Below are 22,050 nucleotides of genomic sequence, written 5' to 3' on the forward strand. Positions count from 1 at the left end.
GGCTCCCGTTAACGGGGCCTCAGGGGGCCGCCGGGGCGGCGGGCGCCTTCCGGGTGCGCATCCCCGCCCGTCAGGTCATCTGTTTGCCCCACCCCGTGTGACGCGGAATACTGTAGGTGAACGATCGGTCGGTAATTCGGCCTCCACCCCTGAAGTTCCCGCGAACGGAGTCCCATGACTGCAGCATTCCTGATCGGTGGCGCCCGCACCCCGGTGGGCCGGTACGGAGGGGCCCTGTCCTCCGTCCGTCCCGACGACCTCGCCGCGCTGACGGTCCGCGCCGCCGTCGAGCGCGCCGGCCTGGCCCCGGACGTGGTGGACGAGGTGATCTACGGCAACGCCAACGGTGCTGGCGAGGAGAACCGCAACGTCGCCCGCATGGCCTGGCTGCTCGCGGGCTTCCCGGACCACGTCCCGGGCATCACCGTCAACCGCCTGTGCGCCTCGGGCATGAGCGCCATCCAGATGGCCTCGCACATGATCCAGGCCGGTGCCGCGGACGTCGTGGTCGCCGGCGGCGTGGAGTCCATGTCCCGCGCCCCGTGGGTGATGGAGAAGCCGGCCAAGCCCTTCGCCAAGCCCGGCGAGGTGTACGACACCTCCATCGGCTGGCGCTTCCCCAACCCCGCGTTCCTCTCCGGTGAGTACTCCCGCGGCGGCAAGGCCACCTACTCCATGCCGGAGACGGCCGAGGAGGTCGCCCGCGTCTACAACACCTCCCGCGAGGACTGCGACGCCTTCGCCGTCCGTTCCCACGAGCGGGCGCTGGCCGCCATCGAGGCGGGCCGCTTCGCCGAGGAGATCGTGCCCGTGACCGTCAAGGGCCGCAAGGGTGCCGAGACGATCGTGGACACGGACGAGGGCCCGCGTCCCGGCACCACCGCCGAGGTCCTGGCCGGACTGCGCCCGGTCGTCAAGGGCGGCTCCGTCGTGACCGCGGGCAACGCCTCCACCCTCAACGACGGCGCCTCCGCGATCGTCGTCGCCTCCGAGGCCGCCGTCGAGAAGTACGGGCTGGCCCCGCGCGCCCGCATCCTGGCCGGCGCCTCCGCCGGACTGGCCCCGGAGATCATGGGCATGGGCCCGGTGCCGTCCTCCCGGAAGGTGCTGGAGCGCACCGGCACCGCGGTCGGTGACCTCGCCGCCGTCGAGCTCAACGAGGCGTTCGCCTCGCAGTCCCTGGCCAGCATGCGCGAGCTGGGCCTGGACGCCGGGATCGTGAACAACGACGGCGGCGCGATCGCCCTCGGGCATCCGCTCGGCTCCTCCGGGTCCCGGCTCGTCATCACGCTGCTGGGCCGCCTCGAACGCGAGGCGTCCGCGGGCGCCCGCGGCCTGGCGACCATGTGCGTGGGCGTCGGGCAGGGTTCCGCCCTGCTGGTGGAGTCCGTCTGATGACGCGATCCCAGACCCTGGAGGCCGGCGGGTTCACCACGCTGGCGATCGAGGAGCGCGAGGACCGGCTGGTGGCCCGGCTGCACCGGCCCGAGGTCCGCAACGCGATCGACCAGACGATGGTCGACGAGCTGCACGCCGTCTGCGCCCACCTGGAGACCACCCCGAAGGTCCTCATCCTCACCGGGGCACCGTCGGACACGGAGGCCGGGACCAAGGGGATCTTCGCCTCCGGTGCGGACATCGCCCAGCTGCGTGAGCGCCGCCGGGACGACGCCCTGGCCGGGATCAACTCCACGATCTTCGACCGGATCGCCAAGCTGCCGATGCCCGTCATCGCGGCCCTGGACGGTTACGCCCTCGGCGGCGGGGCCGAGCTGGCCTACGCCGCCGACTTCCGGATCGGCACCGAGGCCCTGCGCATGGGCAACCCCGAGACGAACCTCGGGATCATGGCCGCCGCCGGCGCCACCTGGCGGCTGCGGGAACTCGTCGGGGAGCCGCTGGCCAAGGAGATCCTGCTGGCCGGCAAGGTGCTCAAGGGCGCGGAGTGCCTGGCGGCCGGGCTCATCACCGAGCTGGTGGCCCCGGAGCAGCTGATGGACACCGCCCACGCCCTGGCCGACCGGATCGGTGCCCAGGACCCGCTGGCGGTGCGCATCACCAAGTCCGTGTTCCACACCCCCCGGGAGGTCCATCCCGTCATCGACACCCTGGCCCAGGGCATGCTCTTCGAGTCCCAGGCCAAGTTCGACCGCATGCAGGCGTTTCTCGACAAGAAGAACAGGAAGTAGGCCCTCATGACCGAGACCACCGGGGCGTCCGCGCCCGAGATCACCCCGTCCGTCCCCGCCACCGTCGGCGTGCTCGGCGGCGGCCGCATGGGTGCGGGCATCGCCCACGCCTTCCTCATCAAGGGCTCCGACGTCGTCATCGTGGAGCGCGATGAGGCCGCGGCCGAGGCCGCGCAGGAGCGCGTGGAGTCCTCGACCGCCAAGTCCCTCGAGCGCGGGGTGCTGGACGGCAACCTGGACGCGATCCTCGAGCGGTTCACCGTCTCCGTGGACCGCAAGGCCTTCGCCGACCGCGAGCTCGTGGTCGAGGCGGTGCCGGAGGACTGGAACCTGAAGGTGGAGTCGCTGCGGGCGGTGGAGCGCAACCTCGCGGAGGGCGCGGTGCTGGCCTCGAACACCTCCAGCCTGTCCGTGACCGGGCTGGCGAGGGAGTTGGAGCGTCCGCAGCGCTTCCTGGGGCTGCACTTCTTCAACCCGGTGCCGGCCTCCACCCTCGTGGAGGTCGTCATCGGCGAGCAGACCGCGCCGGAACTGGTGGACGCCGCCCGGTCCTGGACCGCAGGGCTGGGCAAGACCGCCGTGGTGGTCAACGACGCCCCGGGGTTCGCCTCCTCCCGCCTCGGCGTGGCCATCGCCCTGGAGGCCATGCGGATGGTCGAGGAGGGCGTGGCCACTGCCGAGGACATCGACAACGCCATGGTCCTGGGCTACAAGCACCCCACCGGCCCGCTGCGCACCACGGACATCGTGGGCCTGGACGTCCGCCTCGGCATTGCCGAGTACCTGGCCTCGACCCTGGGTGAGCGCTTCGAGCCGCCGGCCATCCTGCGGGACAAGGTCGCCCGCGGCGAGCTCGGGCGCAAGTCCGGCAAGGGCTTCTTCGACTGGAGCTGATCGCGCAGGGCTCCTGGGGAGCCCCGCGACCGTGGCCCGGACCCTCACGGTCCGGGCCACGGTCGTCCTCGGCTCCCGGCCCGCTAGGAACGCACGGCGGCCGCGGCGGCCAGGGGGTTGTCCAGTTCCCCGGCGTAGGCGAGGGAGCCGGCCGGATCCGCCAGGTCCACCATTTGCTGGTTGTTGCGCAATTGCAGGCGGTTCAGGCAGGACAGCCGGAAGGTGGGCTCCAGCAGGCGCAGGGAGTCGAAACGGTCCGCGGACTCGGGGTGCCGGGCCCGGTACGCCGTCAGCCGGGAGGCCACCACGGTCCAGAAGCCCTCCTCGGTGATGAGCCCCTCGCGCACGAGCAACGGGGCCAGGAACCGCAGGAAGCAGTCCACGACGTCCGTCAGGATGGACAGGCCGTGGTCCTCGGGGTCCACCTCGGCGCGCAGGCGGCGGACGTCCTCCGGCAGCAGGGTGCGTTCGCTCAGCACGGCGACCTCCTCGGCCAGGTCCTTGAGCAGCACCCGCACCGGGACACCGTCCCGCAGCACCAGGACCACGTTCTCCCCGTGGGGCATGAACACCAGGTCGTGGCGGACCAGGCAGTGCACGATCGGCACGAGGTAGGACTCGAGGTAGCGCTCCAGCCAGTCGGCCGTCTCCAGCCCCGAGCGCCGGACGAGGGCGGCCACGAAGGGTGTGCCCTGGGCGTCCACGTGCAGCAGCGAGGCCATGGTGGCCAGGGTCTCGCCCTGTTCGATGCGCTCGGCCGGGGACTCCCGCCACAGGGCGGCGAGCATCTTGCGGTAGGCCGAGTGCCGGTCCGTGGCCGCGTGGAACAGCGGGTTCCTGTACCCCACGGCGGCCGTCTCCCGCAACAGCTGGACCCGGGAGGGGTCCAGCTCAGGGTCGTCGGCGAACAGTCCGGCCAGCCAGTCGTTGATCGCCGGCGTGGCGTCCATGTACGCCGCGGAGAGGCCGCGCAGGAACCCCATGTTGAGCACGGACAGCGCCGTCTTCACGTAGTGACGTCCCGGAGCGGTCCGGTTCATGAAGGTCCGGATGGACTGCTGCGGCTGGTACAGGTCCGCGGTGGGGCCGAGGTGGACGAGGTGGCCCGTGGCGACGTCCCCGGCGAACGTGACGGACAGGCGGTTGCGCCACTGCCAGGGATGCACCGGCAACGGGAGGAAGTCATCCGGGTCCAGCCCCGTGCGGTGGCAGGCCTCGACGAGGCGGTGCCGGAACACCGCCCGCTGCGCCGGTCCCAGCTCGGCCTCGAGCAGTGAGCCCAGGTCAAGCCCCTCCACGGCCGAGAACCGGGCCCGGGAGCGGTGGGCCGCGACCCACTCGAGCCGGATCGCCGATCCCGTCTCGGGCGCCAGGTCCAGGTAGTCCTCGGCGCCCAGGCCGAGCCGGCCGTTGTTCGCCACGAAGCAGGGATGCCCCTCGGTCATGGCGGCCTCGATCCGCTGGAAGTCCGCCAGCGGGTCCCCGGTGCCGGCCGCGAGTTCCTCCGCCGTGGCGGTGGAGTGCAGTTGCTTGTAGCAGTGCGAGGCGAGTGTGCTGCCGACCTCCTCCAGGTAGACGGGCAACTGCCGGTCCGAGATGCCCAGGGGTTCCCGGAACGCCGTGATGAAGCGCTGGGCGTCCGGTGCGGCCGGGCGCCAGGCGCTGCCGTCCGGGGCGCCGGGCTCGTCCTGCGCCGCGGCCGGGACCCGTTCCTCGCAGGTCAGTGACCCGGGGTCGAGGTCCCAGTGCTCCAGTGCGTGGCGACGGGCCCGGAAGCGGTAGCGCACCCCGGGCCCGTGCAGGACCCACCGCTGCCCGTCCGGGTCGTCGCCGGTGGCCGGGTCGGGGTCGGGGGCCAGGAGACGCTCGTGCGAGAACTCGGCGATGGCCTTGGCGGTCACGTGGCGGTTCGCCGCAGCCCAGCGTTCCGGGCTGAGGTGGGGCACCGCACCGCTGGGACGTCCCGTCGCCGTGGCGAAGTCCACACGCGTGCAGTACGAGATCTGGGCCGTCTTGGCCGGGGCGCCATCGGCGGCGGGCAGTTCCACGCGCCCGGCCGGACGGAACCCGCACCGGGCGTTGAGCGCCTGGATCGCCGTGTTGCGGGCGTCCGGTTCCACCACGACGCGCACCACGGCGGGGTCGGCGAAGAGGTGTGCCAAGGCCGCGTCCATCGCGGCGGCACTGAAACCTGCCTCGGGGCCCCCGGCGCCGGCCGGATGGGGGAGCAACAGGTGCAGCCCGGCGTCGCCGTGACGCCAGGGGTAGCGGCCGGCCAACATCGAGTGGGCCGGGTCGTAGGTCTCCAGCAGGAAGGCCGGCAGGCCGTCTCGTCGACCGTCCAGGGCCAGCAGCGCGGCGTGATGCGGATCGGCCGCGATCCGCTCGTGCTCGGCCCGGACCTCAGCCTCGCCGGCGCCCTCCATGCCCCAGAACCGGGCCCGGGGCGTGGTCAGCCAGGAGTGCAGGAGGGCGGCGTCCGCGTCGGGGCGGACGGGACGGAACGTGAACCGGGGCCGGTGGTCCCCGGTGACTGTCGGGCTGGTCATCGCAGTGCCTCCTCGAGGATGGCGGTCGATCGGTTGGGTGTGGTCGGGTCCTCGGCACCGGGGGAGCCGAACGACTGGAAGGCGATCCGGTCCTCGACGGCGTAGTGGTCCCGCCCCGCCAGGCGGTTGACGAGGACGGAATTGCGGTACGCGCCCATGCCGAGGTCCGGGGCCGTGAACCCGTGGGTGTGCAGTTCCGCGTTCTGGACGAACACGTCGCCGTGCACCCCGATGCCGTAACCGCGGTCCACGTCCCACCGGCCGTCCGGCAATCGGGACAGGCGGTCCTCGATGCCCTGCAGGAACCGGGGCTCCCGGTATCCGTACCCGGTGGCCAGCACGAGGGCGTCGACGGTCGTCCCGTGCACCCCGCCGTCGTCGGCGTGGCGCAGGGTCAGCCGCAGCCGGCCCGCGTCCTCCCGCACGTCCTCCAGGGCGGTCGAGGTCCGCAGGGTGGCCGGAGCCGGTCCGTGGACGCTGGCCTCGTAGAGCATGTCGTAGATGCGGTCGAGCAGCTCGGCGTTGACTCCCTTGTACAGCGGTGCGTGCGAGGCACCCAGCCGGTCCCGGACCTGCTGGGGCAGGGAGGTGAAGTGGTCCACGTAGTCCGGGGAGGTCATCTCCAGCGTGGGCTTCGTGTACTCCAGGGGGAAGAATCTCGGTGAGCGGGTGAGCCATTCCACGTGCCGGTGATCTCCCGGGCGGCCCAGCAGGTCCGCGAACACCTCGGCGGCGCTCTGCCCGCTGCCCACGACGGCGATGCGGCCGGCCTTCGCGAGGCGCTCCCGGGCGGGGAGGTAGCCGGAGGAGTGCACGACGCGCGGGTCCTCGCGCAGGGCGGCGGGGACGGCGTCGGGCAGGAGGGGATCCGTGCCGGTGCCCAGCACCAGGTTCCGGCCCCGCAGGGTCCGGGGCCCGTCGGGCGTGTGCGCGGTGACCAGGTAGGCGTCGCCGTCGTGCTCGACGGCGACGACCCGGTGGCCGTAGCGCACCGGCAACCGGTGTGCGGCCCAGGCCAGGTAACGGGAGTACTCCGAGCGCAGCGCGTGGAAGTCCTCCCGGATGTAGAAGGGGTACAGGCGCCCGGACTCCTTCAGGAAGGCCAGGAAGGACAGCGGGTGGGTGGGGTCGGCGAGGGTCACGAGGTCGGCCAGGAAGGGGACCTGCAGGTGGGTGCCCTCGAGCATCATGCCCGGATGCCACTGCGGTCCCTCCCGCGACTCCAGGACCACGGTGTCGAGCCCTGCGGGCACCGCCAGTGCGGCGAAGCCGAGGTTGAACGGTCCGGCGCCGACGGCGATCACGTCATGGGTGCTCATGCCGTCACCTCCGCGGGGGTGAGGGCCCGGCCGTGCCGGACGATCCCGGCCAGGATCCCGGCGACGTCCGCGGACGTGGTGCGGGGATTGAGCAGGGTCAGCTTGAGGTGACGCCGGCCCGCGACGGTGGTGGCGGCGACCATGGCCTCGCCCGAGCGGTAGAGGGCCCCGCGGATCGCGTCGTTGAGCTCGTCGACGGCTGCCGGTCCGGGTGCCTCTCCCCGGGCCCACGGCCCCGGATCCAGCTCCGGCTCGTAGCGGAAGACGACCATGCCCAGGTGCACCGGAGCGGCCAGGGCCAGCCCGGGGCAGGCCGCGACCTGCCGGCCGGCGTCGGCAGCGAGGTCGAGCGTGGTGTCGAACATGGCGCCGAGGGCCTCGTGGCCCACGGAGCGCAGGGTGACCCAGAGCTTGAGCGCGTCGAAGCGGCGGGTGGTCTGCAGCGACTTGTCCACCTGGTTCGGGCTGGCGGGGTCCCGGCCCGGATTCAGGTAGTCGGCGTGGTGGGTGATGTGCGCGAACCGTGCCCCGTCCCGGACCAGCAGCGCGCTGGACCCGATGGGCTGGAAGAAGGACTTGTGGAAGTCGACGGTCACCGAGTCCGCCAGCTCGATGCCGTCCAGCAGGTGCCGGCGCGTCGGCGAGGCCAGCAGCCCGCAGCCGTAGGCCGCGTCGACGTGGAACCAGGCGCCGGCGGCCCGGGCGGCCCCGGCGGAGGCGGCCAGCGGGTCGATGGCGCCGAAGTCGGTGGTGCCGGCCGTGGCGACGACGGCCAGGGGGCGAAGGCCCTGGGCGAGGTCGCGGGCGATCGCCCGTTCCAGGGCCACCGGGTCCATGCGGTGGTCGCCGTCCACGGGGATGCCCACCACCGCCTCCTCGCCGAGTCCCAGCTGGGAGGCAGAGCGCACGATGCTGAAGTGGCTCTCCTGAGAGGCGTAGACCCGCAGTCCCCCCAACCTTTCGGGGAGGGGCCCGGGAGGGCGGCCACCGCACGGTTTCGGGCCATCAGCAGGGCCTGCAGGTTCGACTGGGTCCCCCCGCTGCCGAAGATCCCGTCCGCCCCCGCGCCCAGCCCCGCCAGCGAGGCGGCCCAGTCCACGAGGCGCCGTTCGATGAACGTGGCGCCGGCGGACTGGTCCCAGGTGTCCATGGACGAGTTGATGCTGCTGACCCAGGCCTCGGCCGCCACGGCGGGCACGGCCACGGGGCAGTTGAGGTGCGCCGCATAGCGCGGGTGGTGGAAGTACACCGCGTCGTCCAGGTAGAGCGCCACCGCCTCCTCGAGGGCGGCCTCGGTCGAGCCGAGCGGCACCTTCAGGTCGACGCCGTCGAGCCTGCCCTCGAGGTCGTCGGCGGCGGGACCCGTGGTGGGGCCCGGGGCCCGGACGAGGGCCTCCGCGGCCAGCAGTGCCGCCGCGCCGTGGTCCCGGAGGAAGTCCCCGGCGGTGTCCCCGGACAGGAGCACCCTCGCGACTGCCGGGCTGGCCCGCGACGGCGGCGGCGCCCCGGGGTCCCGGTCGGCGCCGGGTCCGGCCCCGATCCCCGATGGCGGGTCCCGGCGGACTGCTGGACTGGTGGAGGTCATGGTGGTCCTTCCAAGTGAGGTAAGCCTTACCTAAGGAGGAACCATTAAACGCACACCGATGGGCTCTAATTCAACTGGCCCTATGGACAGGGTGACGCGGGAGGGTCGGAAGGGGAGAAATCTCTGTGCGCTGCGCCACCATCCTGTTAGGGTGGACGCAATACTGACCGATCGTTCAGAAAGGTAGTGCCCGGATGACCACGCAGACCGCCGCGCCCACCGTCCCCAGCTACGTCCTCGACGAGTGGTGGACCCCCGGGGCCGACTCCCGGACCACCGACGTCCTCGATGCCAGCACCGGCGAGACCCTCGCCCGGTACGGCGCGGAAGGCCTCGACCTCGGCGCCGTCCTGGAACACGGCCGGACCGTCGGCCAGCGGGAACTGGGGAAGCTGACCCTCCACGAGCGCGCCCTCAAGCTCAAGGAGCTGGCCCTATACCTCAACGAGCACCGCAAGGACCTCTACGAGCTGTCCCACCGCACCGGTGCCACGAAGGTGGACAACATGGTGGACATCGACGGCGGTATCGGCGTGCTGTTCACCTTCTCCTCGAAGGGCCGCCGTGAACTGCCGAACTCCAACGTCATCCAGGACGGCGGGATCGAGCCGCTGTCCAAGGACGGCTCCTTCATCGGCACGCACGTCTACACCCGCATCCCGGGCGTGGCCGTGCAGGTCAACGCGTTCAACTTCCCGGTCTGGGGCATGCTCGAGAAGTTCGCCCCCGCGTTCATCGCCGGCGTGCCGACCGTGGTCAAGCCCGCCACCCCCACCGGTTACGTCAGCGAGGCCGCCGTGCGGCTGATGGTGGACTCCGGGATCCTGCCGGCCGGTTCCCTGCAGCTGATCTCCGGTTCCGCCCGGGGCCTGCTGGACGTCATGGACTACCGGGACATGATGCTCTTCACCGGCTCCGCGACCACCGCCCAGTCCCTGAAGTCCCACCCGAACGTCATCTCCGGCGGGGTCCGGTTCTCCGCTGAGACCGACTCGCTCAACGCCGCCATCCTCGGCCCCGACGCCGTGGAGGGCACCCCCGAGTTCGAGGCCTTCGTCAAGGCCGTGGTCACCGAGATGACCGTCAAGGCGGGCCAGAAGTGCACCGCGATCCGCCGCACCATCGTTCCCGAGGCCCAGCGCGAGGCTGTGGCGTCGGCGATCGCGGCCCGGATCGAGCAGCGCGTGGTCGTCGGCGACCCGCGCGCCGAGGGCGTGACCATGGGCGCGCTCGCCTCGCTGGCACAGCTCCAGGACGTCCGCGGCGCCGTCGAGGACATGCTGGCCGCCGGAGGCGAGCTCGCCTACGGCAGCCTGGACGCGCCCACGGTGCGCACCGCCAGCGGCGAGGACGCCGTGGTGAAGGACGGGGCCTTCATGTCTCCGGTGCTGCTGACCTGGGCGGACGCGGAGAACGAGGTGGTCCACTCCCGTGAGGCCTTCGGTCCGGTGACCTCCCTGATCGGCTACACCGACCTGGACGACGCCGTGCGCCTGGCCGCCCGCGGCTCCGGCTCGCTCGTCGCCACCGTCTGCACCAATGACCCGGAGGTCGCCCGCGAGGTGACCGTCGGGATCGCCGGTCACCACGGGCGTGTGCACCTGCTCAATCGCGAGACCGCCAAGACCTCCACCGGCCACGGCTCGCCCGTCCCGCACCTGGTCCACGGCGGACCGGGCCGCGCCGGCGGTGGCGAGGAGCTCGGCGGCGTCCGTTCCGTCAAGCACCACATGCAGCGCACGGCCCTGCAGGGGTCCCCGAACCTGCTGACCGCCGTCACCGGCGTCTGGCAGACCGGGGCGGACCGGCAGATCGCCGGTTCGGAGGCCTACGGCGCGGAGCCGGGCAACGTGCACCCGTTCCGCAAGTCCCTGGCCGAGCTGCGCATCGGCGACGCCCTGGCCTCCGACCTGCGCCAGGTCACCCAGGAGGACATCACGGCCTTCGCGAACACCACGGGGGACACCTTCTACGCCCACGTGAACCCGAAGGCCGCGGAGGCCAACCCGTTCTTCCCGGGCACCGTGGCACACGGCTACCTGCTCGTGGCCTGGGGTGCCGGGCTCTTCGTGGAGCCGGCGCCGGGCCCGGTGCTGGCCAACTACGGCCTGGAGAACCTGCGGTTCATCACCCCGGTGGCCGCCGGGGACTCCATCCGGATCACGCTGACCGCCAAGAAGATCACCCCGCGCGTGACCGACGAGTACGGCGAGGTGGCCTGGGACGCCATCATCCACAACCAGAAGGACGAGATCGTGGCGACCTACGACGTCCTGACCCTGGTGGAGAAGGAAGACGTCACCTACAAGAACTGGACCGACTGACCCGGCGGGCCCCTCGGCTCGTGAGAAAGGCCGCCTCCCCGGACGGGGAGGCGGCCTTTGCCGTGGGTGAGGCGGCGTCAGTCGCGGGCGCGCAGTCCGTCCACGATCATCGCGATCGCGTTCTCCTCGACCTCCTGGGGGGTGGCCGGCCCGTCGGGCCGGTACCACTCCACGAGGGAGTTGATCATGCCGAACATCAGCCGGGTGGTGGTCCGGGGCTCGATGTCGGCGCGCACCTTCCCGTCCTGCTGCGCGGTGATCATCAGCTCGGTGACCCTGCGGTCCACCGATCGACGGCGCTCGAGCGCCTGGCGCTCGATCTCGGTGTTGCCGCGCAGGCGCAGCAGCAGGGTCACATAGGGCTGGCGCTCGATGAGCACGCGGATGGTCGAGCGCAGCATGAACTCCAGGCGCTGGATCGAGGTGCCCGTGAGGGCCTGCTCGTGTTCGCCGATCGCCTCGAGGGGGACCAGTGCCTCATCCAGGGCCAGTCGCAGCAGGTCGCCCTTGGAGGGCACGTGGTGGTAGATCGCCGACTTGCTGACGCCGAGCTCGTCGGCCAGCATGCCCATCGACGTGGCGTCGTATCCGTGGCGGTTGAACACCTGGACGGCGACCTGCAGGACGGATTCCTGGTCGTATCCGGGCCGGCCCCGCCGGGGTGTGGCGGTGGCCTTGGGCGCGGTGGGCACTGTTTGCTCCTTGGGAACAGTCGTCCCCCGGGGACCGTGTGGGTTCCCGGGGGACGCGGTGATCAGAGGTTGCGGAGATCGTGGATCCGCTTCAGCTTACCGACCGAGCGGGGCAGGGACTCCGGGTCCACCACGTCGATCTGGCACGAGGAGCCGACGTGGATCTTGATGAGCTTCTGCAGTTCGCCCGCGGCCGCGATGGCGCGGTCGGAGGTGCAGTCGACGCGGCGCTCGATCTTCACGGCCAGCTGGTCCATGCGGCCCGGGCGGGTGATCTCGAGCTGGAAGTGCGGCGAGAGGCCCTCGACCTTCAGGGCCAGCTCCTCGATCTGGCTCGGGAACACGTTCACCCCGCGCAGGATGATCATGTCGTCCGAGCGGCCCGTGATCCGGCCCATGCGCCGGTGGCCCGGACGCTCGGTGCCCGGCAGCAGGCGGGACAGGTCGTGGGTGCGGTACCGGATGATCGGCAGGGCCTGCTTGGTCAGCGCGGTGAACACGAGCTCGCCGGGCTCGCCGTCGCCGAGGACCTTGGTCTCGTCGAAGGGGTCCAGGATCTCCGGGCGGAAGTGGTCCTCCCAGATGTGGCAGCCGTCCTTGGTGCGGTAGGACTCGCCGGCCACGCCGGGGCCCATGACCTCGGACAGGCCGTAGATGTCACACGCGTGGATGTCGAACATCTGCTCGAGCTCGTGGCGCATCTCCTCGGTCCACGGCTCGGCGCCGAGGACGCCGACCTTCAGGGAGGTCTGCCGCGGGTCCAGGCCCATGCGCTGCATGGCGTCGCCGATGGTCAGCAGGTAGGTCGGGGTGCACAGGATGGCGTCCGGCTTGAAGTCGTTGATCAGGGTGATCTGCTTCTCGGTCTGGCCGCCGGACATCGGGATCACGGTGGTGCCCAGGTACTCCGCAGCGGCGTGGGCGCCCATGCCGCCGGTGAACAGCCCGTAGCCGTAGGCGTTGTGGACCTTCCAGCCCCGCTGGATCCCGGACAGGCGCATGCACCGGGCGCCGAGCTTGGCCCAGTCGGTGAGGTCCTGCTTGGTGTAGCCGACGACGGTGGCGCGGCCGGTGGTGCCCGAGGAGGCGTGGATCCGGGCGACCTCCGGCTGCGGGACGGCGAACATGCCGAAGGGGTAGGTCTTGCGCAGGTCCTCCTTGTCCGTGAAGGGGAACTTGGCCAGGTCCGAGAGCTCCTTGAGGTCGGAGGGGTGGACGCCGACGGCGTCGTACTTCTCCTTGTACAGGGGCACGCGCTCGTAGGCGTAGGCGACCGTGTGCTGGAGGCGCTCCAGCTGCAGCGACTCGATCTGGTCGCGGCTCATGGTCTCCTCGGGATCCAGTCCCGCGGTCGATTCTTGGGTGGTCAGGGTCTCAGTCATCGAAGGCCTTACTCGTGCTGGGGTGGGGGGGTGTTCTTCGGGGGCGGGGGAGGGGCTCAGCGGGCGGCCACGGTGCGTGACCGGCCGCGGAACTCGGCGATCACCTCGGTGCCGCCCCCGGGCAGGGACTGCAGGACCTGGATATCGTAGATCCCGCTGCGGCCCGACTGCTGGCGGCGGTTCGCCACCGCGGTCAGCAACCGGCCCGGGATGCCGGGCTTGAGGAAGTTGATGTCCGCCCCGGAGGCCACCGTCAGGGTCTCGTCCGAGCCCTCGGGCGGGTTGCAGGCCATCGCGAAGGCCGAGTCGGCGAAGGCGAAGATCATGCCGCCGTGGGCGATCCCGAAGCCGTTCAGCATCTCCGGGCGCAGGGTCATGGTGATGGTGGCGTGTCCGTCCGCGACGGCCTCCACCCCGATCCCCATCCACTCACTGGCGTGGTCCCCGGCCAGGACGGCGTGGTGCTCGCCCAGGGGGCGGGCCGCGGGGGACGGACTCTCGGACGCTACTTCCGTGGCGGTGCCAGGCGTGGTCATGCGCGCTCCCAACTTTCTTTACCGAACGATCATTAGGTAATCCTAGAATGTGATGTGGGTCAAGTTGTGAAGCACCGATCCGGCCCGGGGCTGTTGACGGGGTCACAGGTGGTGTATATATACTGAACGAGCGGTCAGTAAATATGAGCGCGACTGACCTGACCTGACCACGGCGCGCGGCGATTCTCCTGCCAGCGTCGACACTCCAGAGAATGAGGTGGGCACCATGGCCGAACAGACGACGAGCGGCGGGCACCTGAGCGCCGTCCTGTCCCCCGAGGACGAGGCGGGCCAGCGGCGCTTCGACGCGATCATCGAGCAGGACTCCCGGATCGAGCCCCGTGACTGGATGCCGGAGGCCTACCGGAAGTCCCTGACCCGGCAGATGAGCCAGCACGCGCACTCCGAGATCATCGGCATGCAGCCGGAGGCGAACTGGATCACCCGCGCCCCGAGCCTGAAGCGCAAGTCCATCCTGATCGCCAAGGTCCAGGACGAGGCCGGTCACGGCCTGTACCTGTACTCCTCCACCGAGACCCTCGGCACGGACCGCGACACCCTGAACGACCAGCTGATGTCCGGCCGCGCCAAGTACTCCTCGATCTTCAACTACCCGGCGCGCACCTGGGCGGACATGGGCGCGATCGGCTGGCTCGTCGACGGCGCCGCGATCGCCAACCAGGTCCCGCTGTGCCGCGCCTCCTACGGCCCCTACGGCCGCGCCATGGTGCGCATCTGCAAGGAGGAGTCCTTCCACCAGCGCCAGGGCTTCGAGATCCTGCTCGAGCTGGCCAACGGCACCGAGGCCCAGAAGAAGATGGCCCAGGACGCGATCAACCGCTTCTACGCCCCGGCCCTGATGATGTTCGGTCCCTCGGACAACGACTCCCCGAACTCGAAGCAGTCCATGGCCTGGAACGTCAAGCGCTTCTCGAACGACGACCTGCGCCAGCGCTTCGTCGGCATGATCGCCGAGCAGGTCAAGGTCCTCGGCCTGACCCTGCCGGACCCGGAGCTCCGCTATGACGAGGAGACCGGCCAGTGGATCCACATGGAGCTGGACTGGGACGAGTTCAACCGGGTCATCAAGGGCGGCGGCCCCTGCAACTCCCAGCGCATGGCCCGTCGCCGCGAGGCGCACGAAGAGGGCGCCTGGGTCCGCGAGGCCGCGTCCGCCTACGCCCGTAAGCAGCAGATGAAGGAACAGGTGGCATGACCATGAGCAACACGTCGAACAACGGATCGTCCGCCGGCTGGCCCCTGTGGGAGGTCTTCGTGCGTTCCTCGCGCGGCCTGTCCCACGTGCATGCCGGATCCCTGCACGCCCCGGACGCCGAGATGGCCGTCCGCAACGCCCGGGACCTCTACACCCGCCGCAACGAGGGCGTGTCCCTGTGGGTCGTGCGGTCCGAGGACATCCTGACCTCGGATCCGGACGCCAAGGACGCCATGTTCGAGTCGCCCAAGGGCAAGGACTACCGTCACGCCACGTACTACACCAAGAGCGAAGGGGTGAAGCACCTGTGAGCGCTCCCTCCGGCCAGACCACGGACCACAGCCTGGACAGCTTCGGCGACGCCACCGCCTCGGCCACGCGCGTCACCCCGGGCAACGCCCTGCGCCCCGAGGACATCGCGCTGCAGGACACCGCTCCGGCGACCGAGGCGATCGCCCAGTACGCCCTGCGACTGGGCGATGACGCGCTCATCTACTCCCAGCGCATGGCCCACTGGGTCTCGCGTGCCCCGGAGCTGGAAGAGGACATCGCCCTCGGCAACATCACCCTGGACCAGCTCGGCCACGCCCGCTCCTTCCTGACCTACGCCGGCAAGAAGTGGGACAAGACCGAGGACGACCTGGCCTACTGGCGCGAGGAGGAGGAGTTCACCTCCGTCCACCTCGTCGAGCAGCCGAACGGTGACTTCGCCGAGACGATCGTCCGGGCCCTGTTCCTGGGCATCTACCAGCACATGGTCTACACCCGCCTGCTGGAGTCCTCGGACGGGACCCTGTCCGCCATCGCGGCCAAGGCGCTCAAGGAGGTCGACTACCACCTCGAGCACGCCGAGCTGTGGACCCTGCGACTGGGCTCGGGCACCGAGGAATCGGCCCGCCGGATGCGCCGCGCGCTGGAGAAGCTGTGGCCGTACGTCGACGAGCTGTTCCAGGACGAGCCGTTGTACGACGAGCTCGAGGGCATCGCCCCGCGCCCGTCCACGCTGCGCGAGGAGTGGACCGCTCGGCTCACCGACATCCTCGGGCGTGCGGAGCTCTCCGTGCCCGAGGTCCCGTTCGCGATGGCCTACGGCCGTCGCGGCGAGCACTCCGAGCACCTGGGCTACATCCTGGCGGAGATGCAGGTCCTGGCGCGGAAGCACCCCGGGGCGACCTGGTAACCCGCTGCCCGTCCCCGCATCACCGCCGAACCGTGAAGACGGAGGAAGCACCATGACCACCATCCCCACCCCACCGCCGGCACCAGCCGGCTGTATGAGATCGCCTCGAAGGTGACCGACCCCGAGATCCCGGTGCTCACCATCGCCGACCTCGGGATCCTGCGCGACGTCACCGCGGACCGCGACGGCACCGTCGTCGTGACCATCACCCCGACCTACTCGGGGTGCCCGGCAATGGACGTGATCGGCCAGGACCTCAAGACCGAGTTCCAGGCGGCGGGGTACGACAGGGTACGGGTGGACCTGGTGCTCTCCCCGGCATGGTCCACGGACTGGATCACGGAGGAGGGCAAGGCCAAGCTCCAGGAGTACGGCATCGCCCCGCCCACCGGCAAGGGACACCGTGGCACGGTGACCCTCGGCATGGCAGTGAAGTGTCCTCGCTGCCACTCGCTGAACACCCGCGAAATCTCCCGCTTCGGGTCCACGGCCTGCAAGGCGCTGTACTCCTGCAAGGACTGCCTGGAACCCTTCGACTACTTCAAGGTGCTCTCATGACTGCAACTGAAACCGATTCCGCCCCCGCACGCCGTCGTGCGGCCTTCCACGAGCTCGAGGTGTCCGGGGTCCGGCGCCTGACGGCCGACGCCGTGGAGGTGACCTTCGCGGTCCCCGAGGAGCTGGCGGACGAGTACGACTACGCCCCCGGCCAGTACGTGGCCCTGCGCAAGGAACTCCCGGACGCCGACGGCACCCTGCACGAGGTGCGCCGCAGCTACTCCATCTGCGCCGAGCCGAGGCCGGGCGAGGTCCGGGTGGCCATCAAGAGGGACCTGGGCGGCATCTTCTCCACGTGGGCGAACGAGAACCTCACCGCCGGGGACACGATGGACGTGATGAGCCCGGCCGGGGCCTTCATCTCCAAGCACAAGATGACCGGGCTCAACGATCCGGAGTCGATCGACACCGACACCGAGCACACCTTCGTGGCGTTCGCCGCCGGCTCCGGCATCACCCCGGTGATCGCGATCGCCCGGACCGTGCTGGCGGCCAACGAGAAGGTCAGCTTCGACCTGGTCTACTCGAACAAGGCCGCCATGGACGTCATGTTCCTCGAGGAGCTGGCGGACCTGAAGGACCGCTACCCGTCCCGGTTCGCCCTGCACCACGTGCTGACCCGCGAGCAGCGGATCTCCCCGCTGCTGTCAGGCCGGATCGACAACGAGAAGCTGTCCACCCTGCTGTCCACCGTCATCCGCCCGGAGACCGTGGACGAGTGGTTCCTGTGCGGCCCGTTCGAGCTGGTCCAGATGGTCCGGGACGAACTGGCCGGGCTCGGCGTGGACTCGGACAAGGTCCGTTTCGAGCTGTTCACCACCGGCGACCCCACGAAGGGCCGCCCGGAGGGCCACATCGGCCGCCCGGTCGTGGTGGACGAGGCGGGCGACAACTTCGACATCACCTTCACCCTGGACGGACTCCAGGGCGAGGTGAAGTCCCCCAAGGGCCAGCGCGAGACCGTGCTCAACGCAGCCCTGCGCGTCCGCCCGGACGTCCCGTTCGCGTGCGCCGGCGGCGTCTGCGGCACGTGCCGCGCCAAGGTCGTGGAGGGTTCCGTGGACATGGACGAGAACTACGCACTCGAGACCGACGAGGTCGAGAAGGGCTACGTCCTGACCTGCCAGTCCCACCCCACCTCGGACAAGCTGGTCCTCAGCTTCGACGCCTGACACCGAACGCCGTCCCCGCCGCGATCCCGGCGGGGACGGCGTCGTCCGTGCCCGGCGTCACCGCCCTGACACCCGCACCCACCGCCCAGGAGGCACGCATGATCGACCTGACCATCGCCGACGGGATCGCCGAAGTGGTCCTGAACGCCCCCGAGAAGATGAACGCCCTCAACGAGGAGGCGATCGCCGAGCTGGGCGCGGCCTACGACGACGCCGCTGCCGCCGCCTCCCGCGGTGAGGTGCGGGCCCTGCTGCTGCGCGGCGAGGGGCGCGGGTTCTGCGCCGGTCGGGACATCTCCGCGGTCACCCCCGCGGACGACGACGTGATGGGCTACCTGGGGGACAAGGTCACCCCGCTGCTGAAGACCATGAGCGCCTTCCCCGCACCCACCTTCGCCGCCGTCCAGGGCGCCTGCCTGGGCGTGGGGCTGGGCCTGGCGATCGCCACGGACGTGGTCTACGTGGCCGAGAACGCCAAGATCGGCTCGCCGTTCGCCAACCTCGGCGCCACCCTGGACTCCGGCGGCCACTGGCTGTTCACCGAGCGCCTGGGCACCCACCGCACCCTCGACCTGATCTACACGGCCGAACTGATCAGCGGGGCCGAGGCGGTCTCCTCCGGGCTGTTCTCCCGCGCCATGCCGGCGGAGTCGCTGCTCGAGGACACCCGGGCGATCGTGGCGAAGGTCGCCGCCGGGGCCACGGGGGCCTTCGTGGCCTCCAAGGGACTCGTGGCGCAGATCCGCGATGAGCGACTGGGCCTGTGGGACTCGATGGCGACCGAGAACCGGGCGCAGGCCGACCTGTGCGGCACGGAGGACTACGCCGAGGGCTTCGCCGCCTTCCAGCAGAAGCGCAAGCCGGAATTCCGCGGGGTCTCCGGGACGTCCCTGCCGCGCTGACGCGCCGAGCCGTACCGCACACGAAGGCCCGGTCCCCGGTGGGGGCCGGGCCTTCCTGTGCCCCCGGTCGTGCCGCTTCGCGACCCCGCCGGCGGGGCGGGGGGGCTGTGTCATGGTGCCGCGGGTCAGTAGAGTCGCGTCGGGCCGTGCGTGACCACCGACATGTCTGTGAGGGCGAATGAGCGAGGACAGGCGTAGGGAGCTCGGCGAGAACGACTTCGCCATCGAGGAGCACCTGCAGGAGGCGTTCGAGAGCACGATGGAGGAGGGCGCCGAGCGCCTGCACCGCGCGTTCCGTGCCGTGGTCATCACCGGCCTGTTCGGCGGGATGGAGGTCGGCGTCGGCGTGATGGCCTTCCTGGCCGTCCTGCACGAGACGGACAGCCACCTCCTCGCCGGACTGGCCTTCAGCGTGGGGCTGATCGCCGTGCTGCTGGCCCACAGCGAGCTGTTCACCGAGGACTTCCACATCCCGATCATGGCCCTGGTCACCCGCCAGGCCAGCATCTGGAAACTGCTCAGGCTGTGGTCGGTGACCCTGGTGAGCAACCTCGTGGGCGGCTGGGTGTTCATGTGGCTGGTGATGCAGGCCTTCCCCGAGTGGCGCTCCACCATCGCGGAGGCGGCCCACCACTTCGTTGACGCCCCCTTCTCCCTGCAGACCGCCTGCCTGGCCCTGCTCGGCGGCAGCACGATCACCCTGATGACCCGGATGCAGAAGGGCACCACGTCGGATGCGGTCCGGGTGGTCGCGGCGATCGGCGGTGGCTTCCTCCTGGCGGGGCTCCAGCTCTTCCACTCGATCCTGGACTCGATGTTCATCTTCGGCGCCATGCAGTCCGGGGCGGACATCACCTTCCTGCAGTGGCTGGGGTGGTTCGGCTACACCGTGGTGTTCAACATGCTCGGCGGCATCCTCCTGGTGACGGCGCTGCGCATCGTCAGGACGAAGGAACTCGTGGTGCACTACCGGCGCCAGTCGCGACCTGATCCGGACGCCCCCCGCGACCGGTGACACCGGCGGCGGGCACGAGAGGGGGCTGGCCCGACCGGCGGCAGGAGGGCCTGGGCCGAGACCGGGTCACGGGGCGGCGGGACCGTGCGTGCTCCCCAGGGGCCCGGACATCATCAGCTCCAGGTCGGCGGGTTCCAGGACCGTGGTCATGCCCCACATCATGAGGGCGGAGGCCGCGATGGAGAGGACGAGCCACGCCAGCGAGATCCTGGCCAGGAACCCGAACTCCCGCCGGGTCGCCGCGTGCCGGTCCGAGGACAGCTCGGCGAGGCGCAACCGGGTGCGGTCCGCGGGGCTGAGGTGCACGGCGCCGCCGTGGAGACGGTTGGGGGCGGTGTCCGTGCCACCGTCGTCCAGGACCGCGACGGTCTGGTCGCGGTCGGTGTCCTGGCGGAAGTGGTCGATCCGGTCTCCGTGCCGCGCCAGCAGGATGTCCTCGCCCAGCGCCCCGGGAGGGGCGGTGCTGATGGACAGGCGGCCGCGCCGGGGGACGCGCCGGGCTGCTGACGGGCGAGGGGCTTCGGGCGACTTCATACCCCGAGATTACAGTTGCAAACAGTGACTTCCGGCGGTGGCCCGGGGTTTTGTCGCCAACTTCACCCGGGTCTGTGATACAGGGGACAGGACACGGCGGGTCAGCGGGTGTCCATGTCCTCGAAGATCACGAAGGTCGTGGTGTCCAACACGGCCGGCAGTGGCTGGATGTTGTCGAAGACCACGCGGCGCAGGTCCAGGTTGTCCCGCGCGCGGACCAGCAGCAGGACGTCGAAGTTGCCCCCGACCAGGCTGACGTGGTGTACCTCCGGGATCCGGGACAGTGCCTCCTTCACCTCTCGCCAACCGTGCTGGCGCAACTTGAGCGTGACGTAGGCCGAGGAGCGCAGTCCGGCCCGGACGGGGTCCACCACGGCGCTGTAGCGCGTGATGACGCCGTCCTCCTGCAGCCGGTTGATCCGGGCGTAGGCGTGCGCGCGGGAGATGTGGACCTTCTGGGCGAGCGCCGTCACGGACTGACGGCCGTCCCGCGTCAGCTCGGCCAGGATGCGCTCGTCCACGGAGTCGATCCGGGCTGGCACCTTGTCCATCGTTCCTCCTCGGTCACCGTGGAGCGTCGGCTCCGGGGACCCCGGGCGGCAGCCCGAAGCATCCACCAGAGTATGCAGGTCCGGACAATCTGTCCACGATCAGCCGGGATTGCGGCGACGAAGCATCGACGCACTCCACACTGGTGGGTACAAAGTGACTACCGCCGTGAGCTGGGGCACAGGCTTGTGCCCCCGGCGGCGGGGAAACGTCCAGGAGGAACGATGAGCGACGACGTCCGCACCGACATCGCCGAGGCTGCCCGCAGCTTCGGCATCACGCCGGAGGACTACATGCTCCCGGCCCGCCACCTGATCCGGATCGTGGACCAGGACGGCACCGTCCTGTCCACCGAGGAGCAGGGCGCCGAGCCGGGCCATGACTATCCGGTCCCCGCCGACGAGGACCTGCTCGAGGCCTACCGGCGCCTCGTGGCCGGCCGGCGCATCAATGACCAGAACTCGGCGCTCGTGCGCCAGGGCCGGATGGCGGTCTATCCCTCGAGTCACGGCCAGGAGGCCTGCCAGGTGGCCGCCGCCGCCTGCCTGGGGGAGGGGGACTGGCTGTTCCCCACCTACCGGGACACCGTGGCCGTGATCTCCCGGGGCGTGGACCCGGTGGAGGCCATGACGATCTTCCGCGGGGACTGGCACGGCGGCTTCGACCCGCGGCAGCACAAGGTCGGCATCCAGTCCACGCCGCTGACCACCCAGCTGCTGCACGCCGTCGGGGTGGCGCACGCCGCCCGGCTGCGCGGAGAGGACACCGTGGTCGTGGCCATGTGCGGGGACGGCGCCACGAGTGAGGGCGACTTCCACGAGGCGCTGAACTTCGCCGCGGTCTTCCACCTGCCGGTGATCTTCTTCGTGCAGAACAACCAGTACGCCATCTCGGTGCCGCTGGCACGCCAGACCGTCGCCCCGTCGCTGGCCCACAAGGCGGTGGGCTACGGCATGGCCGGCGAGCGGGTGGACGGCAACGACCTCGTGGCCCTGCTGGCCGTGCTCGAACGCGGCGTCCGGCTGGTCCGCGGCGGGGCCGGGCCGCTGTTGGTGGAGGCCCACACCTACCGGATCCAGGCGCACACCAACGCCGATGACGCCACCCGCTACCGAGAGGACGCCGAGGTCCAGGAGTGGCTGGCGAAGGACCCGGTGAAGCGGATGCGCACCTACCTCACCGACCGCGGGCTGCTCACCGAGGAGCTGCAGTCCCGCTACGAGCAGGAGGCCGAGGACATCGCCAGCGCCCTGCGCGAGGGCATGAACCGCGAGAGCACCCCGGACCCCCAGGACCTGTTCGCCCACGTCTATTCCGTCCCCACTCCCCAACTGGCCGAGCAGTCCGCGATGCTGGCCGAGGAACTCTCCCGCGAGGAGGCATCATGAGCACCACCCAGAACACCGACGCCGGCCCCCGACCGGGGAGCGCCCAGACCGGACCGGACACCGGTG

The 22,050-nt window shown here is 70.8% G+C and carries 20 protein-coding genes and 1 pseudogene; 12 read left to right on the plus strand and 9 right to left on the minus strand.

Annotated features, from left to right (window positions below):
• Positions 1–174 precede the first annotated feature (174 nt).
• Genes CITRI_RS0111245 through CITRI_RS0111255 form a run of 3 tightly spaced genes read left to right on the plus strand, consistent with a single transcriptional unit; the run spans position 175 to position 3,083 of the window.
• Positions 175–1,395, plus strand: a complete 1,221-nt coding sequence (locus tag CITRI_RS0111245; protein ID WP_010144906.1) for an acetyl-CoA C-acyltransferase — start codon at positions 175–177, stop codon at positions 1,393–1,395.
• Complete coding sequence (locus tag CITRI_RS0111250) at positions 1,395–2,189, plus strand: enoyl-CoA hydratase/isomerase family protein (RefSeq protein WP_010144907.1); 795 nt, start codon at positions 1,395–1,397, stop codon at positions 2,187–2,189. Before CITRI_RS0111245 ends, CITRI_RS0111250 begins: the two co-directional genes overlap by 1 nt.
• A gap of 6 nt (positions 2,190–2,195) precedes the next feature.
• Entirely contained in the window at positions 2,196–3,083 is an 888-nt protein-coding gene (locus CITRI_RS0111255) for a 3-hydroxyacyl-CoA dehydrogenase family protein (RefSeq protein WP_010144909.1), read from the plus strand.
• Between the two features lie 83 nt (positions 3,084–3,166).
• On the opposite strand, the gene CITRI_RS0111260 is transcribed toward CITRI_RS0111255, so the two are convergent.
• From CITRI_RS0111260 to CITRI_RS20415, 4 genes and pseudogenes are all read right to left on the minus strand, one after another.
• Positions 3,167–5,632, minus strand: coding sequence for a GNAT family N-acetyltransferase (locus CITRI_RS0111260; protein WP_010144910.1), 2,466 nt, complete (start codon positions 5,630–5,632; stop codon positions 3,167–3,169).
• Positions 5,629–6,951, minus strand: coding sequence for a lysine N(6)-hydroxylase/L-ornithine N(5)-oxygenase family protein (locus tag CITRI_RS0111265; RefSeq protein WP_010144911.1), 1,323 nt, complete (start codon positions 6,949–6,951; stop codon positions 5,629–5,631). The genes CITRI_RS0111260 and CITRI_RS0111265 overlap by 4 nt, the downstream gene beginning before the upstream one ends.
• On the minus strand, positions 6,948–7,859 hold the full coding sequence (locus tag CITRI_RS20410; protein WP_010144912.1) for a pyridoxal-dependent decarboxylase: 912 nt from the start codon (positions 7,857–7,859) through the stop codon (positions 6,948–6,950). The genes CITRI_RS0111265 and CITRI_RS20410 overlap by 4 nt, the downstream gene beginning before the upstream one ends.
• A 134-nt stretch (positions 7,860–7,993) precedes the next feature.
• Positions 7,994–8,536 (minus strand): annotated as a pseudogene (locus CITRI_RS20415) (pyridoxal-dependent decarboxylase); the annotation flags it as partial.
• A gap of 194 nt (positions 8,537–8,730) precedes the next feature.
• Between CITRI_RS20415 and paaZ the strand changes: the two are divergent.
• Positions 8,731–10,860, plus strand: a complete 2,130-nt coding sequence (gene paaZ, locus CITRI_RS0111275) for a phenylacetic acid degradation bifunctional protein PaaZ (RefSeq protein ID WP_010144914.1) — start codon at positions 8,731–8,733, stop codon at positions 10,858–10,860.
• Positions 10,861–10,937: 77 nt separating this feature from the next.
• Here the strand turns inward: paaZ and CITRI_RS0111280 are convergent, their stop codons facing one another.
• The 3 genes from CITRI_RS0111280 to paaI all read right to left on the minus strand — a co-directional run bounded on the left by CITRI_RS0111280 (position 10,938) and on the right by paaI (position 13,470).
• Positions 10,938–11,552 (minus strand): TetR/AcrR family transcriptional regulator, encoded by a 615-nt coding sequence (locus CITRI_RS0111280; RefSeq protein WP_010144915.1) that lies wholly within the window; start codon positions 11,550–11,552, stop codon positions 10,938–10,940.
• A gap of 62 nt (positions 11,553–11,614) precedes the next feature.
• The gene (locus CITRI_RS0111285; protein ID WP_010144916.1) at positions 11,615–12,934 is read right to left on the minus strand and encodes a phenylacetate--CoA ligase family protein; all 1,320 of its coding nucleotides are present in this window, start codon (positions 12,932–12,934) and stop codon (positions 11,615–11,617) included.
• Positions 12,935–12,990: 56 nt separating this feature from the next.
• Complete coding sequence (paaI, locus tag CITRI_RS0111290; RefSeq protein WP_010144917.1) at positions 12,991–13,470, minus strand: hydroxyphenylacetyl-CoA thioesterase PaaI; 480 nt, start codon at positions 13,468–13,470, stop codon at positions 12,991–12,993.
• Between the two features lie 226 nt (positions 13,471–13,696).
• Between paaI and paaA the strand changes: the two genes are divergently transcribed.
• The 7 genes from paaA (at position 13,697) to CITRI_RS0111325 (ending at position 19,513) form a co-directional block, all read left to right on the plus strand.
• Positions 13,697–14,686, plus strand: a complete 990-nt coding sequence (paaA, locus tag CITRI_RS0111295) for a 1,2-phenylacetyl-CoA epoxidase subunit PaaA (RefSeq protein ID WP_010144918.1) — start codon at positions 13,697–13,699, stop codon at positions 14,684–14,686.
• Positions 14,683–14,997 carry a 1,2-phenylacetyl-CoA epoxidase subunit PaaB gene (paaB, locus tag CITRI_RS0111300; protein ID WP_010144920.1) on the plus strand — a complete coding sequence of 105 codons (315 nt, stop codon included), beginning with the start codon at positions 14,683–14,685 and terminating at the stop codon, positions 14,995–14,997. The genes paaA and paaB overlap by 4 nt, the downstream gene beginning before the upstream one ends.
• Positions 14,994–15,866, plus strand: coding sequence for a 1,2-phenylacetyl-CoA epoxidase subunit PaaC (paaC, locus tag CITRI_RS0111305; RefSeq protein ID WP_010144921.1), 873 nt, complete (start codon positions 14,994–14,996; stop codon positions 15,864–15,866). The genes paaB and paaC overlap by 4 nt, the downstream gene beginning before the upstream one ends.
• A 111-nt stretch (positions 15,867–15,977) precedes the next feature.
• Positions 15,978–16,424, plus strand: coding sequence for a 1,2-phenylacetyl-CoA epoxidase subunit PaaD (gene paaD / locus CITRI_RS0111310; RefSeq protein WP_010144922.1), 447 nt, complete (start codon positions 15,978–15,980; stop codon positions 16,422–16,424).
• Positions 16,421–17,596, plus strand: coding sequence for a 1,2-phenylacetyl-CoA epoxidase subunit PaaE (gene paaE, locus CITRI_RS0111315; RefSeq protein WP_029139263.1), 1,176 nt, complete (start codon positions 16,421–16,423; stop codon positions 17,594–17,596). Before paaD ends, paaE begins: the two co-directional genes overlap by 4 nt.
• A 98-nt stretch (positions 17,597–17,694) precedes the next feature.
• Positions 17,695–18,498 carry an enoyl-CoA hydratase/isomerase family protein gene (locus CITRI_RS0111320; protein WP_010144924.1) on the plus strand — a complete coding sequence of 268 codons (804 nt, stop codon included), beginning with the start codon at positions 17,695–17,697 and terminating at the stop codon, positions 18,496–18,498.
• A gap of 178 nt (positions 18,499–18,676) precedes the next feature.
• Complete coding sequence (locus CITRI_RS0111325; protein ID WP_010144925.1) at positions 18,677–19,513, plus strand: formate/nitrite transporter family protein; 837 nt, start codon at positions 18,677–18,679, stop codon at positions 19,511–19,513.
• 66 nt (positions 19,514–19,579) lie between these two features.
• Here the strand turns inward: CITRI_RS0111325 and CITRI_RS17485 are convergent, their stop codons facing one another.
• Both CITRI_RS17485 and CITRI_RS0111335 read right to left on the minus strand, forming a co-directional pair.
• Positions 19,580–20,047 (minus strand): hypothetical protein, encoded by a 468-nt coding sequence (locus tag CITRI_RS17485; RefSeq protein ID WP_010144926.1) that lies wholly within the window; start codon positions 20,045–20,047, stop codon positions 19,580–19,582.
• Between the two features lie 101 nt (positions 20,048–20,148).
• A complete protein-coding gene (locus CITRI_RS0111335; RefSeq protein ID WP_010144927.1) occupies positions 20,149–20,598 on the minus strand; it encodes an Lrp/AsnC family transcriptional regulator in 450 nt (149 codons plus the stop codon).
• Positions 20,599–20,820: 222 nt separating this feature from the next.
• Here CITRI_RS0111335 and CITRI_RS0111340 point away from each other — a divergent pair, with 222 nt between their 5' ends.
• Positions 20,821–21,984: a thiamine pyrophosphate-dependent dehydrogenase E1 component subunit alpha gene (locus CITRI_RS0111340; RefSeq protein ID WP_010144928.1), complete on the plus strand. Its 1,164-nt coding sequence runs from the start codon at positions 20,821–20,823 to the stop codon at positions 21,982–21,984.
• The last annotated feature ends 66 nt before the right edge of the window (positions 21,985–22,050 follow it).

Origin of the sequence: Citricoccus sp. CH26A, from assembly GCF_000224415.1 — a bacterium.
In the GTDB taxonomy this organism is placed as follows: Bacteria; Actinomycetota; Actinomycetes; order Actinomycetales; family Micrococcaceae; genus Citricoccus.

Excerpts from the sequence above, each read along its gene's own strand:
- CITRI_RS0111245 (WP_010144906.1), top strand. The coding sequence starts at position 175 with ATGACTGCAGCATTCCTGATCGGTGGCGCCCGCACCCCGGTGGGCCGG.
- CITRI_RS0111320 (WP_010144924.1), top strand. The coding sequence starts at position 17,695 with ATGATCGACCTGACCATCGCCGACGGGATCGCCGAAGTGGTCCTGAAC.
- paaI (WP_010144917.1), bottom strand. The coding sequence starts at position 13,470 with ATGACCACGCCTGGCACCGCCACGGAAGTAGCGTCCGAGAGTCCGTCC.
- CITRI_RS0111285 (WP_010144916.1), bottom strand. The coding sequence starts at position 12,934 with ATGACTGAGACCCTGACCACCCAAGAATCGACCGCGGGACTGGATCCC.
- CITRI_RS17485 (WP_010144926.1), bottom strand. The coding sequence starts at position 20,047 with ATGAAGTCGCCCGAAGCCCCTCGCCCGTCAGCAGCCCGGCGCGTCCCC.
- CITRI_RS0111335 (WP_010144927.1), bottom strand. The coding sequence starts at position 20,598 with ATGGACAAGGTGCCAGCCCGGATCGACTCCGTGGACGAGCGCATCCTG.
- paaE (WP_029139263.1), top strand. The coding sequence starts at position 16,421 with ATGACTGCAACTGAAACCGATTCCGCCCCCGCACGCCGTCGTGCGGCC.
- CITRI_RS0111255 (WP_010144909.1), top strand. The coding sequence starts at position 2,196 with ATGACCGAGACCACCGGGGCGTCCGCGCCCGAGATCACCCCGTCCGTC.
- CITRI_RS0111250 (WP_010144907.1), top strand. The coding sequence starts at position 1,395 with ATGACGCGATCCCAGACCCTGGAGGCCGGCGGGTTCACCACGCTGGCG.
- CITRI_RS0111265 (WP_010144911.1), bottom strand. The coding sequence starts at position 6,951 with ATGAGCACCCATGACGTGATCGCCGTCGGCGCCGGACCGTTCAACCTC.
- paaZ (WP_010144914.1), top strand. The coding sequence starts at position 8,731 with ATGACCACGCAGACCGCCGCGCCCACCGTCCCCAGCTACGTCCTCGAC.
- paaA (WP_010144918.1), top strand. The coding sequence starts at position 13,697 with ATGGCCGAACAGACGACGAGCGGCGGGCACCTGAGCGCCGTCCTGTCC.
- CITRI_RS0111260 (WP_010144910.1), bottom strand. The coding sequence starts at position 5,632 with ATGACCAGCCCGACAGTCACCGGGGACCACCGGCCCCGGTTCACGTTC.
- CITRI_RS0111325 (WP_010144925.1), top strand. The coding sequence starts at position 18,677 with ATGAGCGAGGACAGGCGTAGGGAGCTCGGCGAGAACGACTTCGCCATC.
- paaB (WP_010144920.1), top strand. The coding sequence starts at position 14,683 with ATGACCATGAGCAACACGTCGAACAACGGATCGTCCGCCGGCTGGCCC.
- CITRI_RS0111340 (WP_010144928.1), top strand. The coding sequence starts at position 20,821 with ATGAGCGACGACGTCCGCACCGACATCGCCGAGGCTGCCCGCAGCTTC.